This is a genomic window from Pseudomonas sp. JL27(2026) (genome assembly GCF_056933555.1).
This window is the reverse complement of the sequence record NZ_CM167794.1, coordinates 828,780-846,975: the sequence shown is the minus strand read 5'-3', so window position 1 is coordinate 846,975 and position 18,196 is coordinate 828,780. Positions and strand designations below refer to the sequence as shown.

Sequence of the window (18,196 nt, the reverse complement as noted above, 5' to 3'; positions counted from 1 at the left end):
CCTGAATTCCTTGAAGTTCTGGATGTACTGCCGAGAGGATTTGCGCAAGCTCAAGCGCATCACCTTGCTCTGGGACTACATTCGCAGTGTGACCGAGCAGAATCAGGCACTGTTGATGGGGGAGACCCGCACGATGGTGTTTGCGCCGCAGTGACGGAAATCGAGATGCCTGAAGCGCCGCAAAAGTGTAACAATCCGCCACTGACCGCTCAGCCAACGCAGTGCCCCAAACACGGTATTCCAATCTTAAGGATCAAGATGCAACACTCCCCTGCCTACATCATCGGCCTGAAAGTTCATTGCACGGCGTGCGAAAAAGAATTCCCTACAGACAAAAAGCATCAAGTGCTGATGCGCGATGACAAGCCTATCCAGTGCAAGGGTTGCAAGGCTGACCTGCGACTGAGCGCCGAAGAAAAGCAGCGTTTTTTGAGTTTCGACAATCCTGCCAAACCGCTCATGCTCGGCATGATGCTCTGCGGGCTCGTGGGGTTGCTGGTGTTCGGATCGGCCGCGATGGGCTTGCTCAAATCCGACGGTGTCGTACTGATCACAGTGGTGGGGGTGGTGTGCACCAACCTGTTGCTGAGCAGTGTATTCAAGAACAAAACCAAGCACTTGCTGCTCAACCTTGCTCCCGATGACCGAGTGCCGCCGCAAGCCAGCCCCGCCCAAGGTCAATAACCCGGGCGAGCCCCTTGTCAGTCCGCGATCACCACGATCGACACTCGGCGGTTCTCGGTACGTCCGGCTACCGTAGTGTTCGATGCGACCGGCTCGCGGCTGCCGAGGCCGCGTAGCTGGATATTTTCTTCACGCATCCCCACGGCGGTCAGGACCTTGCTGACGCTTTTCGCGCGACGCAGCGACAGCTGCTCGTTATAGGATTCCTTGCCCGACGCGTCGGTATGGCCATCGACCCGCACCCGTTCGATTCCGACCCCCAGCAAGGCCTTGCCGATTCGCTCGACGATCTCGGTGCTGGGTTGGTTCAAGCTTTCAACATCACTGCCAAACAGCACTTTACCGGACAGGCCAAACGCCCAGCCTTCATCAGTCAACTCGAACCCCTCTTGCTTGAGCACAGCAATCTGCTCCGGGGTCAGTCCTTTGTGAGGCGCGGTTTGGCAGCCGGCCAATGCCAGAAAGGCCATGAACAAGGTGAAGGTGAACAGCCGCAAGGACCGCTGGGTAAGTGCGTACATGAATATTAGCTCCTGGTTTGAACGTGGATCGCAAGGTGCTCCGACCCTGCGGTGTGCTGCCCGCCTCGAGAAAGGCGTTTGGCTTGATACATGGCTGCGTCGGCAGCATTGAGCAGAGCACCGGGCGTGACGCCATGATCAGGGTAGACGGCGATCCCGATACTGAGTGAGGTCAAGACGCTCGCGTTGCCTGGTAACTGAACCGGCACTTGCATGCTGGCGATGATTTTGTCGGCAATCCGCTCGGCGTCTTCGGTCTTGTGCAACGGCGACAGCAGAACCGCGAACTCGTCACCGCCCAGGCGTGCCACGAGGTCATCCTCACGCAACTGCGCCCGGACGCGCGTTGCCACCGCGACCAGTACCGCATCGCCAGCGGCGTGACCAAAGTTGTCGTTGATACCCTTGAACCGGTCACTGTCGAGAAACAACACGGCCACCCGCTCATTGAGCTTTTGAGCACTGCGCAAGGCGCGAATCAGCCGACCTTCGAAAAACGCCCGGTTCGGCAGCCCTGTGAGGCTGTCATGGCTGGCCTGATGCGCCAGGGTTTCGTTTTCGCTTTTCAAGTGCGTCTGCCAGGACTCGAGTTCATCGAGCAAGGCATTGAAGTCATTACCCAGGCTGTCGAGTTCGGCAATTTTCGCCGGCGGCACACGTCGATCGAAGGCGCGCTCGCTACGAGCGGCGTGGGCGACATCGGCCAGGCTGCGCAATGGGGCCGTGATCGCCCGCAACTGACGCAGCGCCAGATACAACGCGGCCAGGGCACTCAACGCGGTACACAGAATGATGCCTGCCAGACCACTGAGCAGGAAGCGCATGAGACTTCCACCATGACCGGTCAGCTGGATACTGCCGATTTCCCGGCCCTGATGCAGGATCTGCATGTCGATGGGTTTTTCCAGGAAGGTTCGGGCCAGGTGCACTTCCAACCCTGACAGCAGGCCGGTTTCCGGACGCTGCCAGCTCGCCAACACTTGCCCTTGAGCATCCAGCACCGACGCGTCCGCCACTTCTTCGGTAGAAGCGATCAGTGCCAGCGCTTCGGTGGCCGCGACCTTGTCGTTGAACACCACCGCGGCCTCGACCGTGTAACTGATCGAGCGGGCGATCAGGTGCAAGTTGTGATCGGCATACACCCGCAAGGCGAGCACCCCAAGCAACGTCAGCGATACACTGGCCATGCTCACCGCGATCAATGCAACGATCAGATGCCCGCGGCCAATGACTGAGCGCAAGGTTGGCCGGTTACGAGGCTTGAACAGCCTCATGGGGTCGTCGCCCGACGGCGAGAAAGTTGTAACACGCTGGGGTGAATACGAACGCCACTGCGAGCGACCGAATCGAGATTGACTTCAAATGACACCTGGTCATCACTGACCCGCAAGCAAAACAGGCTGCCCACCGTGCATTGATCACCGCCCTCACTGATACTCAGCACCGCATGGCCTACCAGCGAAGTGAACAACCGATTGCGTTCTTCGCTGGTCAGCTTGCCGATGTACACCGCGTCACACTCACTGGCAATCGCAGGGTTGTCGGCCAGCAGACGACGCACCGCGACAGGTCGGCCGGTCGCCTGGGTGGTGCCCTTGACCAGATCATCGGTGTATTCCGTGGGGCCTACGACGCACAAGCGCAGTTGAGGGGGCTCTACAGGCCAGCGCGCATAACTGAGAATCCCCAACACCACTTGCGTGACGGCTTTGGCACGCTGCTCGGCCATGCCCACCGAAGCCTCTGTCTGGGCCATGACACCGGTGGACAGCAGACAGAGAACGCCAGACAGCAGCAGCTGCCTCCAGCTGACCGAGCGCCCTGTCTTCAAGACAGCCACCTTCATGCAGGAATTCTCTTGATCGTGACGGGATGATGCCGCAACGATAGCACAGCACTGAAACACCAGCGAGGCCGCACACCACGGCACCTCGGCCAACTTCAAGGAGAACTCAGGCCAGTGGCACAGCCCCATAACTCAGCGGAAAAACTGACCAGTCAGTCATACCACAGATGAGGCTTACCCAAGCTCCAGCATCAGCCCACTCAGACGCTTGACCTTGCGTCGCACCGCCTCCTCAAACACTCCCGAGCGGGGCTCAATCAGGCTGAACCAGTCCTTAGCCCGGGTTATGCCGGTGTAGATCAGTTCTTTGGTCAGTACCGGGTTCAATGCGTCCGGGAGAATCAGCGCCGTGTGGGCAAATTCGGACCCTTGGGATTTATGCACGGTCATGGCATAGACGGTTTCAACATCATTGAGCCGGCTCGGCAAGACAAACCGCACCCCGCCCTGGCCGTCATTACGCGCAAAGGCGACCCGCAGCACCTGGCGTCCGGCATCGGGTCCCTCTCGCTCAGGCAGTTTCAGCGCAATCCCGATGTCACCGTTCATCAGTCCCAGGCCGTAATCGTTACGGGTCATCAGCACCGGGCGCCCCTCGTACCACTGCTGATCGCTGTCGATCAACCTCGCCTTGAGCAGCGCCTGGGTGATTCGCACATTCAGGCCTTCGACACCCCACGGCCCCTTGCGAACAGCGCAGAGCAACTGAAATGCATCAAAGGCATGCAGCACCTCTCGCGCCCAGTCGGTCCAGCATGGATCGTCCAGCACCGCATCGACGGGCGGGCGCTGTTTGCGCAACACATTCAGGTAATACCGATAACCCAACGGCCCATCGCCGTGACCTTCCAGCAACAGCCGTTCAAGCGCATGGTCCTGCTCGTTTTTGAGCGCCAGCGAAAACAAATCGGCATGACTGCGAGCCGCCAGCAGCTTGCGAGCCTCATCGGCCTGCTGTTGATTGACCCAGCGGGCCAGTTGGCCGATTCCGCTGCCCTCGCCAAACCGCCGCGAGTGCCGGAGCATGACCACTTGCTGAGCCAGGGGATGGGATCCATCAATGTCCTCTTGCAAACCGCTGACACTGAGGTCTTCGCCACTGACCGCTTGCAGCCACTGACGGGTCTGGGGGCTGTACCAACCGCCCTCGGCGTCACGGCACAAATCACCCAGTACCGCTCCGGCCTCCACCGACGCCAACTGATCCTTGTCACCAAGCAAAACCAGTCGGGCATGATCGGGCAAGGCGTCCAGCAGGTTTGCCATCATTTCAAGGTCAATCATCGAGGCTTCGTCGACCACCAGTACATCCAGGGGTAAACGGTTACCCGCGTGATGTCGAAAATGCCGCGTGCCCGGACGGCTGCCCAGCAGGCGGTGAACCGTGGTGACATCCGAGGGGATCTTGTCACGCACCGCATCGGCGACTTCGAGCGTACGCACCTGCTGGCTGATGGACTCGGTCAATCGCGCTGCGGCCTTGCCGGTAGGCGCAGCGAGGCGGATACGCAGTGGCTTGCCGCTCTCCACTGCCGGAGCCTGGAGCAGTGCCAGCAAACGCACCACCGTCGTGGTTTTACCAGTCCCCGGGCCACCGGTCACGATGCTGAATGCGCCCCGAGTGGCCAGCGCACAGGCGAGTTTCTGCCAGTCAATCAACCCGCTCGTCCTGGCCGCACCGAACAACCCCGTCAAGCGCTCATGCAAATCGTCAGGGGTTGCTTCCCGGGTTGCCAGCCGCTGGCGCAGGGCGCTGTCGATGCGTCGTTCGTAAGTCCAGTAACGGCGCAAATACAACCGTTTGCCAGACAACACCAGCGGGCGCTGAAGGATTTCACCGCGACCATCGGCCGCTAGTGCCACCAGGCCGCTTGCTGCAAGGATCTTGCACCAATGCGCACCGTCCAGCGCCTCAAGCAACTGGGAAGGCAACACCATGGCCCCGGTTTGCACATCCCCTTCTGGAGGGAGCGACAACGCGAAATCCGGCTCCTTGAGGGTTTCGAACAGATCCAGGCAAACATGCCCATGCCCCAGTTGATGGCTGGTCAGCGCAGCGGCCAGCAGCACCAGAGGATCCCCATCGGGCGCAAGTTCATGAAGAAAAGCCACAAAGGCCTTGTCCAGTGCTCGCAGCCAACCGCGCTCGACCCAACGGTCCAGCAACAGCAACAAATCCTTGGCTCGGGTAAGGGGCGTCAGTTGCGCAAGGCTGTCGTCGGCCAACGGTGTTGGCAGCACATCAGCGAAAGATCGGCTCATAACAAGACTCCCTGTTCCCATGCGGGTTCGGTCCGGAACTCGGGCTTGCCCTGAAACATCCGGTCCAGACGTTCGATCAACTCGCGCGGTGGACGAACGAAGTACACCCCCTGACTCGGCGCACGGGTTCCGCGCAGGAAAAGATACAACGCCCCTCCCATGTGCCGTTCGTAATCGTAGTCGGCAAGACGTGCCTTGAGCTGCCGATGCAGGGCCAGCAAGTACAGCACGTACTGCAGGTCGTAACGATTGTCGAGAATCGACTGTTCCATCGCCTGTTCGGTATAGGCCGCGTCATCGCCCCCCAACCAGTTGGATTTGTAGTCGGCAACGTAATAGCGTCCTTTGTGTTCAAACGTCAGGTCGATAAACCCCTTGAACATACCGTTGAGCAGGACCGGCTCGGCCGCCACCCGTGCGACGCCGTTATGGGTGTGTTGGCGCACCACTTCATCGAGTTTCAACACATCGACTTTATGACTGGCAAACCAGAACTCCATCTCGACCTGGTACTCGGTCAAATGCTCAAACACCACCGGAGATTGCCCATGGCCAATGTTCAGTGGCGTTTGCAGCAAATGCAGCAGCCAGTCATTCAAGGTCGTGATCCAGCCTTCCCAGCCTCGCAGGTTACAGCGACGGCCAATGGCATCCGCCACGGGCCCCGGATCTGCGCTGAAGCCTTCAGCGCCCGACCACTCCAGCAGCCCATGAAGAAAGGTCCCCGGATTCGGCCCACGTGGGAAACGATGGATATCTCCCCCGCTGGCGACGATCTCTCGTGGTGCATCGGGATCCAGACGTTCGTCATCAAACAGTTTTTGCGCTTGCGGACTCTCCGGCGCAGCATCGCTCCCGGCGCTCAAGCTATCGCTAATGCGCAACGCGCTGTAAGAGGCAATCCACCAGTTCTCGGCCGCCCTGCGCTTGGGAACAAGCGGTGCGAGCAGCCTGGCTTCGTTACGCGGAGGCTGGAAGTGTTCATCGGTGGCCAGCGGCATTTCACCACAATTTATTGCAGAACATGCTTGCCGCATGTCCTCCAGCCAGCGTTTCAGTTCTGCGGGCTCACTCAGTTGCACACCGGCACCCAAGAGGTAGCCCAACGCTGAGCGGTGCAGGACCGAGCTGTTGTTACTGCCGCGCTTAAGATCGGTGACCCCCAACCAGCACGCATGTTGCGCGCGAGTCAACGCCACGTAGAGCAATCGCAAATCCTCGGCGAGCCGCTCGTTATCCGCCAGGGCAATCAACTCGGCGGTAGGCTTCAAGGTCACTTGAGCCTTGCCAGAGGCATCGTGGTAATGCAGCGGCAAACGACTGCCGTCTACCGGTTTCGCCGAACAGATAAAGGGCAGGAACACCAACGGATACTCAAGCCCTTTGGACTTGTGAATGGTGACCACTTTAACCAGCTGCTCATCGCTTTCCAGGCGCAGAATCTGTTCTTCACCGGTCTGACCGGACAACGCCAGGTGTTCGGACAAATGGCGGATCAAGGCCTGCTCACCATCGAGTTCGGTGGCAGCCTGTTGCAACAATTCTGACAAGTGCAGCAGATTGGTCAGCACCCGCTCGCCATCGCTACGTGCAATCAAGGCCTGAGGCAACTGGAAATCATGCAGAAGGCGCCGCAGCATCGGCAGGATGCCCTGGCTGCGCCAGATCACCCGATAGCCACGAAACTGCATCACCCGTTGCTCCCATGCCAACTCGTCCTGGTTCAAGCGCTCAAGGTCTGCCAGTGACAGATTCAGCGTAATGCTGGCCAGTGCTGCCCGCAGCGGACGCTCGACATCCGGCTCGGCACAAGCCTTGAGCCAGCTCAGAAGATCATGAGCTTCCTGGGCAGCAAACACCGAGTCCTTGTCCGACAGGTAAACACTGCGCACGCCTCGTGCAGACAGCTCGCCCCGTACCGCCTGGGCCTCTTTACCGTCACGCACCAGAATGGCGATATCCGCCGGAAGCAAGCCTCTGAACCCTTCACCCTCACGATAAAAACCAGCCCGACCTTGTTGCCCGGCATTGAGCAACGCGGTGATCTCACTGGCGCAAGCACTCGCCAACTGCTGGCGATATACAACGCCGGAAAGCGGCTGCTCGGCAGGCAAATGCCAGATATTCAGTGCCGCTACAGATTGGCCGTCGATCTGCAACCGCTCTTTGCGGCCCTGTGACCCGACGCGCTGGAACGGTACCGGGTTCTCACCATTCTTTTCACGGAACAGAAACGCTCCGCGCCCGAGCTCTCGAGACTCGGCGCGCTCGAACACATGGTTCACCGCCTCGACCATCCCGTGGCTGGAGCGGAAGTTGGTGTCCAAAGTATGCAGTCGGCCAACGGTCGCCTGACGTGCACGCAGATAGGTGTAAATGTCGGCACCACGAAAAGCGTAGATCGCCTGTTTCGGATCACCGATCAGGAATAGGCCTGACTCTGGATTGTTCTCTTCAATACGGTAAATCGTTTCGAAAATCCGGTACTGCACCGGGTCAGTGTCCTGGAACTCATCAATCAGCGCGACCGGAAACTGCTCCCGGATCAAGCTCGCCAGACGTTCACCGCCGTCGCTTTGCAACGCTACGTCGAGGCGCAGCAGCATATCGTCGAAGCCCATCTCGGCACGACGCCGTTTTTCTTCTTCGAAACGCGCGCCGACCCACTGCGCAGCATGTTGCAGCACCGCGGCATCAGGAGTTGGCAAGCTATCAAGACTGGCTTTGAGGCCGGGCATAGCGTCCAGGCCAGGATGACTCGGTGCCTGGCCCTTCCAGGCCTCTGCCATGCCATCCGGTGTCAGTCGACTGAAGCCGGTGCCGATATCCAGTTGCTCGAGTGTTTCATCTTCGGCCCAAGCGCTGATTTTCTCGAACCAGGGCTCGAAGTAACGAGCCTGCATCTTGCGCCCGTCAACGGTTTTACTGGCTACACCTTGCTGACAAATCGCAAGCAACTCGGGTACCCACTGTCGCCAGGGCGACTTGAGGTCAATCAACGCGGCACGTCGTTCCTGCAAACATGCCGTAATCAGCTCGGCCGGCTGCGGCCCTTCAAGGCTGTCACGCTCACTGGCAAACAACCCGCGCAAACGCGGCAAAAGCGCCGCTGGCCCACCCCAGTTAGCCCGCACCCAATTCAATGCATCGCCCTGCAGCGGATAGCAAAACAATCGCCAGTAGTCGCGCAGCACTTCACCAAGCAGATCGCTGTGGTCGGTTTCCAGGGTTTGGGTGAACAGACTGCCACTGTCGAATGCGTGCTCACGCAACATCCGCTGGCACCAACTGTGGATGGTCGAAACTGCGGCCTCGTCCATCCACTGCGCGGCTATGTCCAGCCGATTGGCACAACCTGGCCACTTCTCAGGACTGTATTGCGCACGCAACTCGGTGATCAGGCTATCCGATGCCGAAACTTCATCACGGAAGAATCGGGCGGCCTCGGCCAGACGGGTACGAATACGCTCACGCAACTCTTTGGTCGCTGCATCGGTAAAAGTCACGACCAGAATTTGTGGCGGCAGCAGCTCCCGGCCAAAACCGGCATGCTCACCACCATGCCCCAGCACCAGGCGCAGATAGAGTGCAGAGATAGTGAATGTCTTGCCGGTGCCGGCACTTGCCTCAATCAGTTGGCTTCCAAATAGCGGAAACGCCAGCGCCAGAGGAGGTTGGGTGGTCATGAGCGCGTCTCCTCATGTGCCAACGACTGCCAGGCGGCCTCAATCAATGGGCGATAGAGCTCATTACACCAATCAGTAAAGGTTTCATCGGCAATCAGGGCATTGTAATCAGGGAATTGTCGAGTCAGCGCCGGGCTCTCACGACGCTCCCCCTCTGTGGTCTGCCCATCACCGTCATAAGCCTTGCGGGCAGCGGCCTCGGCTTTGCCCGGATCACTTTGCCCCAACCATGCAAAAGCGGTTTTCACTGCAACGGGCAATGGCTGGCGCATACCCGATTGCCAAGCCAGCAACAGGTTACCGAGGGCTCGTAGGGCGAAGCTCTCGTCTAAAGGTGACAGCATCAACGTGTCGTCACTGGCAACCAGCGCTGTTGTCATCGACAGACCACTGGCACACGCCACCAGATGGTTGACCCACGGTCGCGTCAGGCGATGCCACTTGCGGTTTTTTGTCGAACCAATGCTATTGGGAATAGTCGTAACGGATAGCAAGCTACCATCGCTACGCTGATGCAGGCCACTGAGCCAACCTTCAAGCTTTACACCGTGCAACTCAAGACTGATCGGCGAAGCGCTGGTCACGGGTATCGGCCAAAGCACCAACAGCTGCTGATAACGCTGCACCAAATCGGGCAGTGGCTCAATCAACTCACGTTGCAGGCACTCCCCAAAACCCGCCATTGGCAAAAGCCCTGCGCCTTGTAGTCGTTGCGCCTGAGCTTGCAATGCCTGATCGGGATGTTCCAGATCGATCAGCGCCGCCTCCAGCAAACTGTCGCTAAGGTTGTAACGTTGCAGGGCATCCAGCACGAACGGCTCCTCATCTGCCAACGGAGCCTCGGCAGCCTCAAAGAACACCTTGAGCCGTTGACTGAAGAAATGCCTGACTGGGTTACGTAGGAAGTCCTGCAACTGCCCCAGACTGAGAGGTTCATCCTGAACGTAGGCATCGAGAGGTTGTGACCTGAGCTCATCGTCATGCTGCTCATGAAGCAGTTGCCATTCTCGTGCATAACTGAACAGCGGATCACCTTCGTGGAAATAACGAGCGCTGAAGGGTTGCAGTGGGTGCTCCTGAGTCAGTGCCTCAAGCAGCCCTTCGTTTTCCGCTTCCAATCGCCAGCCTGTTTCCAGATGATCTCGCAACTGACCGATGAGCACTGATGCTGGACGCTCACTGTTGTCACGAATGCTGCGTCCCACCCAACTGATGTAAAGCTGATCCCGCGCCGAAAGCAGAGCTTCAAGCAGTAAATAACGATCATCTTCACGCCGAGAGCGGTCCCCTGGACGGTAATCACTGCCCATCAGGTCAAAGTCCAGTGGCGGTTGAGCCCGTGGATAATCGCCATCGTTCATGCCCAACAAACAAACGAGCTTGAAGGGAATTGCGCGCATCGGCATCAGCGTGCAGAAATTGACTGCACCTGCCAGGAAACGCTGAGACAGACGTCCTTGATCGAGCCCTGCCAACCACGCTTCACGGACTACCGTCAGCGGTAAGTCATCCTGCAATCCAACTGACTCGCAGGTCTCCAGCCAGGCTTCACGCAGCCCTTCAAGCTGCGTCAGCAGGTAATCGTCATGTTCATTGCTCGCCAGGAAGAACAGCTGCATCAGTGCTTGCAGGCGCCCCCCCCATGTCTTGGGTGGTGCAGGTTGCATCAGCTCCTGATGAGCAATCTGCAATGCATCCAGCAGTGCTACCAACGGGCCGATCAATGCCGCATCCAGCCCCCCAATTTCATCGTAAGGCTCAATTCCATCACAAGCACTGGACTTACCGACTGCATAACCAAGCAGCATCCGCCGCAGGCCAAATCGCCAACTGTTTTGCTCCAGTTCATCAGGCAATCCAAGGCCCGCGCGCTGCTCAGCGTCCATGCCCCATCGGATACCGGCACCCTCGATCCAGCGATGAAGGGTTGCGAGATCACGCTCTTCGACACCAAATCGCGCACGCAATGCCGGCACGTCCAACAAGTCAAGAATCTCGCTGACCGGAAAGCGGCTATCTGGCAGTTTGAGCAGATGTTCCACGGCGATCAGCAGCGGATCACGACCACGCTGGCCCTGGTCGGCTAGGGTGAAGGGAATAAAACGCTGATCGGTACGCTCAAGCTGACCAAACACAGCACGAATATGCGGTGCATAACTGTCAATATCCGGGACCATCACAATCACGTCCCGTGGCCGTAACTGAGGATCGGCACTGAAACGTGCGAGTAATTGGTCATGGAGGACTTCCACTTCACGTTGCGCACTGTGGGCAATGTGAAAACGGATCGATTCGTCGCGCTCAAGATTAACTGTCGGCCACAACTCCCGAGTCTCATTCAGTGGGCGCAATTCCAGAATATCGTCTTGTAATTGATTGAGTATGTTCTGTGGCTGATTTTCACTGAACAGATCAATCCGCCCATCACGAAACGCCGAGCGATAGCTGCCGGGGTCATCATAGCTATCAAGCAGATTGATGTAATCGCGCCCTTGCTTGCCCCACGCAGCCAATAGCGGATGTGCATGCTGATGCAGGGTCTCTGAATCAAGTTCGACCGGCATGCCTGACTTGCGCGCCTGACGCTTGTATTGATGCCGCAACAGATCTTTATCGGCGACGATGTCTGCCCAATGGTGGCGACATGGATTGTGCACGCAAAGCATGACCTGACTGAAACGAGATAAACCCGCCAGCGCTTCAAGGATTTGAGCAGGAAGCGAGGAAATACCAAAAACAATCACACGCGAAGGCAGCCCCTGCGGTGCAGTGTTCAGGCAGTTGATTTGCTCTATGAAACGTTGATGAACACCAGCCCGACTTTGTGCCATACCTTGCTCACCGACATCCAGCAGCAAGGCCCTCCACAACTCTGCCTGCCAGCAGTTGGCAGGGGTCAGCGGCTTCGCGTCACCTCTGCCATTACGCAGTTGATGACGGCCTGCCGCCCAGTCTTCCAGCCAATCAGCCCGATACACTTGATACTGGTCAAACAGATCCGCAAGGCGTTCAGCCAACTGATAGCGCTTACGTAAATCCGTGTCATGGAAAAGGAAACGCTTAAGGGGCTCAAAGTGCGACTGATCAATCAGCTCTGGTAGCAGGCGCATTAAGCGCCAGGTCAGCGGAGCCTTATCCAGCAGGGACTTGGCTGGAATCTCACTGCGACCCAGTACCTGGCGATACAACTGCCACATGAAACTGCCGGGGAGCTGCACATCAATGGCCGCTGCAATGCCGCAGCCGCCCATGTCATGGTCTTCAGAATCTTCAGCCAAAGCGAGCTTTAGCCATTGGGCAATGCCGTTGCTTTGCACCAGGACGATTTCATTTTCCAAGGGGGACAGTGGATAGCGTCGCATCCAACTGACCACAAGGCTGCGCAATTCATCCAGGCGATTCCCGTGAACCACCATGAAACCAGCGCTGGGGGACGTGACGTCCGACATAAAAGCTCCCTTGGGAAAATTCAAAGCCAGGAGCGAACCTTAGCACCGTCAGCCGCCCCTGAATGCCAAGAGAGGTCCGAAGCTATCGTACGAAAGAACTGACTTTTCTAGCAGGCAAAACAAAACCCCTACCTGCATACGCAGATAGGGGTTTCGGAATTTAATCTTGACGATGACCTACTCTCACATGGGGAAACCCCACACTACCATCGGCGATGCATCGTTTCACTGCTGAGTTCGGGATGGGATCAGGTGGTTCCAATGCTCTATGGTCGTCAAGAAATTCGGGTACTGAGTCGTGGCCAGCGGGCCTCGCTTCAGCAAATTGGGTATGTGGTAGGTTTCGGTGTTTTGCAAGAGTCGAACTTTCGGTTCATTTCGTCTTCACACACCGCAATCTGGTGCCTTTTCAGGTCAGCAAATTGCTTGGGTGTTATATGGTCAAGCCTCACGGGCAATTAGTATTGGTTAGCTCAACGCCTCACAGCGCTTACACACCCAACCTATCAACGTCGTAGTCTTCGACGGCCCTTCAGGGAACTCAAGGTTCCAGTGAGATCTCATCTTGAGGCTAGTTTCCCGCTTAGATGCTTTCAGCGGTTATCTATTCCGAACATAGCTACCCGGCAATGCCACTGGCGTGACAACCGGAACACCAGAGGTTCGTCCACTCCGGTCCTCTCGTACTAGGAGCAGCCCCTCTCAAATCTCAAACGTCCACGGCAGATAGGGACCGAACTGTCTCACGACGTTCTAAACCCAGCTCGCGTACCACTTTAAATGGCGAACAGCCATACCCTTGGGACCGGCTTCAGCCCCAGGATGTGATGAGCCGACATCGAGGTGCCAAACACCGCCGTCGATATGAACTCTTGGGCGGTATCAGCCTGTTATCCCCGGAGTACCTTTTATCCGTTGAGCGATGGCCCTTCCATACAGAACCACCGGATCACTAAGACCTACTTTCGTACCTGCTCGACGTGTCTGTCTCGCAGTCAAGCGCGCTTTTGCCTTTATACTCTACGACCGATTTCCGACCGGTCTGAGCGCACCTTCGTACTCCTCCGTTACTCTTTAGGAGGAGACCGCCCCAGTCAAACTACCCACCATACACTGTCCTCGATCCGGATAACGGACCTGAGTTAGAACCTCAAAGTTGCCAGGGTGGTATTTCAAGGTTGGCTCCACGCAGACTGGCGTCCACGCTTCAAAGCCTCCCACCTATCCTACACAAGCAAATTCAAAGTCCAGTGCAAAGCTATAGTAAAGGTTCACGGGGTCTTTCCGTCTAGCCGCGGATACACTGCATCTTCACAGCGATTTCAATTTCACTGAGTCTCGGGTGGAGACAGCGCCGCCATCGTTACGCCATTCGTGCAGGTCGGAACTTACCCGACAAGGAATTTCGCTACCTTAGGACCGTTATAGTTACGGCCGCCGTTTACCGGGGCTTCGATCAAGAGCTTCGCGTTAGCTAACCCCATCAATTAACCTTCCGGCACCGGGCAGGCGTCACACCCTATACGTCCACTTTCGTGTTTGCAGAGTGCTGTGTTTTTAATAAACAGTCGCAGCGGCCTGGTATCTTCGACCGGCATGAGCTTACGGAGCAAGTCCTTCACCCTCACCGGCGCACCTTCTCCCGAAGTTACGGTGCCATTTTGCCTAGTTCCTTCACCCGAGTTCTCTCAAGCGCCTTGGTATTCTCTACCCAACCACCTGTGTCGGTTTGGGGTACGGTTCCTGGTTACCTGAAGCTTAGAAGCTTTTCTTGGAAGCATGGCATCAACCACTTCGTGTTCTAAAAGAACACTCGTCATCAGCTCTCGGCCTTAGAATCCCGGATTTACCTAAGATTCCAGCCTACCACCTTAAACTTGGACAACCAACGCCAAGCTGGCCTAGCCTTCTCCGTCCCTCCATCGCAATAACCAGAAGTACAGGAATATTAACCTGTTTTCCATCGACTACGCTTTTCAGCCTCGCCTTAGGGACCGACTAACCCTGCGTCGATTAACGTTGCGCAGGAAACCTTGGTCTTTCGGCGTGGGTGTTTTTCACACCCATTGTCGTTACTCATGTCAGCATTCGCACTTCTGATACCTCCAGCAAGCTTCTCAACTCACCTTCACAGGCTTACAGAACGCTCCTCTACCGCATCACCTAAGTGATACCCGTAGCTTCGGTGTATGGTTTGAGCCCCGTTACATCTTCCGCGCAGGCCGACTCGACTAGTGAGCTATTACGCTTTCTTTAAAGGGTGGCTGCTTCTAAGCCAACCTCCTAGCTGTCTAAGCCTTCCCACATCGTTTCCCACTTAACCATAACTTTGGGACCTTAGCTGACGGTCTGGGTTGTTTCCCTTTTCACGACGGACGTTAGCACCCGCCGTGTGTCTCCCATGCTCGGCACTTGTAGGTATTCGGAGTTTGCATCGGTTTGGTAAGTCGGGATGACCCCCTAGCCGAAACAGTGCTCTACCCCCTACAGTGATACATGAGGCGCTACCTAAATAGCTTTCGAGGAGAACCAGCTATCTCCGAGCTTGATTAGCCTTTCACTCCGATCCACAGGTCATCCGCTAACTTTTCAACGGTAGTCGGTTCGGTCCTCCAGTTAGTGTTACCCAACCTTCAACCTGCCCATGGATAGATCGCCCGGTTTCGGGTCTATTCCCAGCGACTAGACGCCCTATTAAGACTCGCTTTCGCTACGCCTCCCCTATTCGGTTAAGCTCGCCACTGAAAATAAGTCGCTGACCCATTATACAAAAGGTACGCAGTCACCCAACAAAGTGGGCTCCCACTGCTTGTACGCATACGGTTTCAGGATCTATTTCACTCCCCTCTCCGGGGTTCTTTTCGCCTTTCCCTCACGGTACTAGTTCACTATCGGTCAGTCAGTAGTATTTAGCCTTGGAGGATGGTCCCCCCATATTCAGACAAAGTTTCTCGTGCTCCGTCCTACTCGATTTCATGACTAAGAGATTTTCGCGTACAGGGCTATCACCCACTATGGCCGCACTTTCCAGAGCGTTCCGCTAATCTCAAAGCCACTTAAGGGCTAGTCCCCGTTCGCTCGCCACTACTAAGGGAATCTCGGTTGATTTCTTTTCCTCAGGGTACTTAGATGTTTCAGTTCCCCTGGTTCGCCTCTTACGCCTATGTATTCAGCGTAAGATAACCATCTTATGATGGCTGGGTTCCCCCATTCAGACATCTCCGGATCGCAGTCTGTTTGCCGACTCCCCGAAGCTTTTCGCAGGCTACCACGTCTTTCATCGCCTCTGACTGCCAAGGCATCCACCGTATGCGCTTCTTCACTTGACCATATAACCCCAAGCAATCTGGTTATACTGTGAAGACGACATTCGCCGAAAATTCGAATTTCTCAGTTAAGAGAACTCACAAATTTTACCTTAGCCTGAGCCGTTACCAGTGAAAGTAACGTTCAGTCTATCTTTCTATCACATACCCAAATTTTTAAAGAACGATCTAATCAAAGACTAGAAATCAACATTTAGCCTTCGTCCGAAGGAAATGCTCATTTCTAAGCTTTAACGCAGAAACAGCAGTCAAACAGCAGTAAGTGGTGGAGCCAAACGGGATCGAACCGTTGACCTCCTGCGTGCAAGGCAGGCGCTCTCCCAGCTGAGCTATGGCCCCGTATTTCTACAGGCGTTTCCCACACAAAATTGGTGGGTCTGGGCAGATTCGAACTGCCGACCTCACCCTTATCAGGGGTGCGCTCTAACCAACTGAGCTACAGACCCAATTTCGGGCTGCTTCTATCGTCTTCTTCAATGAATCAAGCAATTCGTGTGGGAGCTTATGCAGCAGCTGATGTCGTCGATTAAGGAGGTGATCCAGCCGCAGGTTCCCCTACGGCTACCTTGTTACGACTTCACCCCAGTCATGAATCACACCGTGGTAACCGTCCTCCCGAAGGTTAGACTAGCTACTTCTGGTGCAACCCACTCCCATGGTGTGACGGGCGGTGTGTACAAGGCCCGGGAACGTATTCACCGCGACATTCTGATTCGCGATTACTAGCGATTCCGACTTCACGCAGTCGAGTTGCAGACTGCGATCCGGACTACGATCGGTTTTATGGGATTAGCTCCACCTCGCGGCTTGGCAACCCTCTGTACCGACCATTGTAGCACGTGTGTAGCCCAGGCCGTAAGGGCCATGATGACTTGACGTCATCCCCACCTTCCTCCGGTTTGTCACCGGCAGTCTCCTTAGAGTGCCCACCATGACGTGCTGGTAACTAAGGACAAGGGTTGCGCTCGTTACGGGACTTAACCCAACATCTCACGACACGAGCTGACGACAGCCATGCAGCACCTGTCTCAATGTTCCCGAAGGCACCAATCCATCTCTGGAAAGTTCATTGGATGTCAAGGCCTGGTAAGGTTCTTCGCGTTGCTTCGAATTAAACCACATGCTCCACCGCTTGTGCGGGCCCCCGTCAATTCATTTGAGTTTTAACCTTGCGGCCGTACTCCCCAGGCGGTCAACTTAATGCGTTAGCTGCGCCACTAAGAGCTCAAGGCTCCCAACGGCTAGTTGACATCGTTTACGGCGTGGACTACCAGGGTATCTAATCCTGTTTGCTCCCCACGCTTTCGCACCTCAGTGTCAGTATCAGTCCAGGTGGTCGCCTTCGCCACTGGTGTTCCTTCCTATATCTACGCATTTCACCGCTACACAGGAAATTCCACCACCCTCTACCATACTCTAGCTCGACAGTTTTGAATGCAGTTCCCAGGTTGAGCCCGGGGATTTCACATCCAACTTAACGAACCACCTACGCGCGCTTTACGCCCAGTAATTCCGATTAACGCTTGCACCCTCTGTATTACCGCGGCTGCTGGCACAGAGTTAGCCGGTGCTTATTCTGTCGGTAACGTCAAAACAATTACGTATTAGGTAACTGCCCTTCCTCCCAACTTAAAGTGCTTTACAATCCGAAGACCTTCTTCACACACGCGGCATGGCTGGATCAGGCTTTCGCCCATTGTCCAATATTCCCCACTGCTGCCTCCCGTAGGAGTCTGGACCGTGTCTCAGTTCCAGTGTGACTGATCATCCTCTCAGACCAGTTACGGATCGTCGCCTTGGTGAGCCATTACCTCACCAACTAGCTAATCCGACCTAGGCTCATCTGATAGCGCAAGGCCCGAAGGTCCCCTGCTTTCTCCCGTAGGACGTATGCGGTATTAGCGTCCGTTTCCGAGCGTTATCCCCCACTACCAGGCAGATTCCTAGGCATTACTCACCCGTCCGCCGCTCGCCACCAGGTACAAGTACCCGTGCTGCCGCTCGACTTGCATGTGTTAGGCCTGCCGCCAGCGTTCAATCTGAGCCATGATCAAACTCTTCAGTTCAAACATCTTTGGGTTTTTAAGAAACCCTAAACTTGGCTCAGCAATCGTTGGTTACATCTTTGATTTCTCGCGGAGTAACTTGTGATGCTGATAATCTTGTTGACTATCAGTCTGACTGCACAAGCACCCACACGAATTGCTTGATTCAGTTGTTAAAGAGCGGTTGGTTAAGATCTTTCGTCTCAACCGAGGCGCGCATTCTACAGCAGCCTCTGTTGCTGTCAAGCGGTTATTTTCAGAAGTTTTCGAAGAATTCCTCAACAACTTCAACCACTTGCGCTTCCGATCTCTCGTTAGCGGGAGGCGAATTCTACAGCGTTACACGCTGCTGTCAACCCCTCTTTTTCTCCGCTTTC

General features: G+C 56.2%; 7 protein-coding genes, 2 tRNA genes, 3 rRNA genes and 1 pseudogene. 2 read left to right on the top strand and 11 right to left on the bottom strand.

Going from position 1 to position 18,196, the window contains the following annotated elements; translation table 11 throughout:
* Positions 1 to 13 precede the first annotated feature (13 nt).
* Positions 14 to 154 (top strand): annotated as a pseudogene (locus AC1Z1G_RS03780) (LysR family transcriptional regulator); the annotation flags it as partial.
* An 11-nt stretch (positions 155 to 165) separates the two neighbouring features.
* Positions 166 to 684 carry a hypothetical protein gene (locus AC1Z1G_RS03775; RefSeq protein ID WP_483624991.1) on the top strand — a complete coding sequence of 173 codons (519 nt, stop codon included), beginning with the start codon at positions 166 to 168 and terminating at the stop codon, positions 682 to 684.
* A 17-nt stretch (positions 685 to 701) separates the two neighbouring features.
* Here AC1Z1G_RS03775 and yfiB read toward each other — a convergent pair whose 3' ends face one another.
* From yfiB to AC1Z1G_RS03720, 11 genes are all read right to left on the bottom strand, one after another.
* Positions 702 to 1,205 (bottom strand): outer membrane lipoprotein YfiB, encoded by a 504-nt coding sequence (yfiB, locus tag AC1Z1G_RS03770; protein ID WP_483624989.1) that lies wholly within the window; start codon positions 1,203 to 1,205, stop codon positions 702 to 704.
* A 5-nt stretch (positions 1,206 to 1,210) separates the two neighbouring features.
* Positions 1,211 to 2,479, bottom strand: coding sequence for a diguanylate cyclase DgcN/YfiN (gene dgcN / locus AC1Z1G_RS03765; protein WP_483624987.1), 1,269 nt, complete (start codon positions 2,477 to 2,479; stop codon positions 1,211 to 1,213).
* The gene (yfiR, locus tag AC1Z1G_RS03760; protein ID WP_483624985.1) at positions 2,476 to 3,051 is read right to left on the bottom strand and encodes a regulatory sequestration protein YfiR; all 576 of its coding nucleotides are present in this window, start codon (positions 3,049 to 3,051) and stop codon (positions 2,476 to 2,478) included. Before yfiR ends, dgcN begins: the two co-directional genes overlap by 4 nt.
* Positions 3,052 to 3,225: 174 nt before the next feature.
* On the bottom strand, positions 3,226 to 5,313 hold the full coding sequence (recD, locus tag AC1Z1G_RS03755) for an exodeoxyribonuclease V subunit alpha (RefSeq protein ID WP_483624984.1): 2,088 nt from the start codon (positions 5,311 to 5,313) through the stop codon (positions 3,226 to 3,228).
* Entirely contained in the window at positions 5,310 to 8,999 is a 3,690-nt protein-coding gene (recB, locus tag AC1Z1G_RS03750; RefSeq protein WP_483624982.1) for an exodeoxyribonuclease V subunit beta, read from the bottom strand. The genes recD and recB overlap by 4 nt, the downstream gene beginning before the upstream one ends.
* On the bottom strand, positions 8,996 to 12,448 hold the full coding sequence (recC, locus tag AC1Z1G_RS03745) for an exodeoxyribonuclease V subunit gamma (protein ID WP_483624980.1): 3,453 nt from the start codon (positions 12,446 to 12,448) through the stop codon (positions 8,996 to 8,998). Before recC ends, recB begins: the two co-directional genes overlap by 4 nt.
* A gap of 164 nt (positions 12,449 to 12,612) precedes the next feature.
* Positions 12,613 to 12,728 (bottom strand): 5S ribosomal RNA (gene rrf / locus AC1Z1G_RS03740).
* Between the two features lie 157 nt (positions 12,729 to 12,885).
* Positions 12,886 to 15,777 (bottom strand): 23S ribosomal RNA (locus AC1Z1G_RS03735).
* A 260-nt stretch (positions 15,778 to 16,037) separates the two neighbouring features.
* Positions 16,038 to 16,113 (bottom strand) — tRNA-Ala (locus tag AC1Z1G_RS03730).
* A 30-nt stretch (positions 16,114 to 16,143) separates the two neighbouring features.
* A tRNA-Ile gene (locus AC1Z1G_RS03725) sits at positions 16,144 to 16,220 on the bottom strand.
* An 81-nt stretch (positions 16,221 to 16,301) separates the two neighbouring features.
* Positions 16,302 to 17,840 (bottom strand): 16S ribosomal RNA (locus AC1Z1G_RS03720).
* Together the 16S, 23S and 5S rRNA genes with 2 tRNA genes alongside form the textbook arrangement of a ribosomal RNA operon.
* Positions 17,841 to 18,196: the final 356 nt, after the last annotated feature.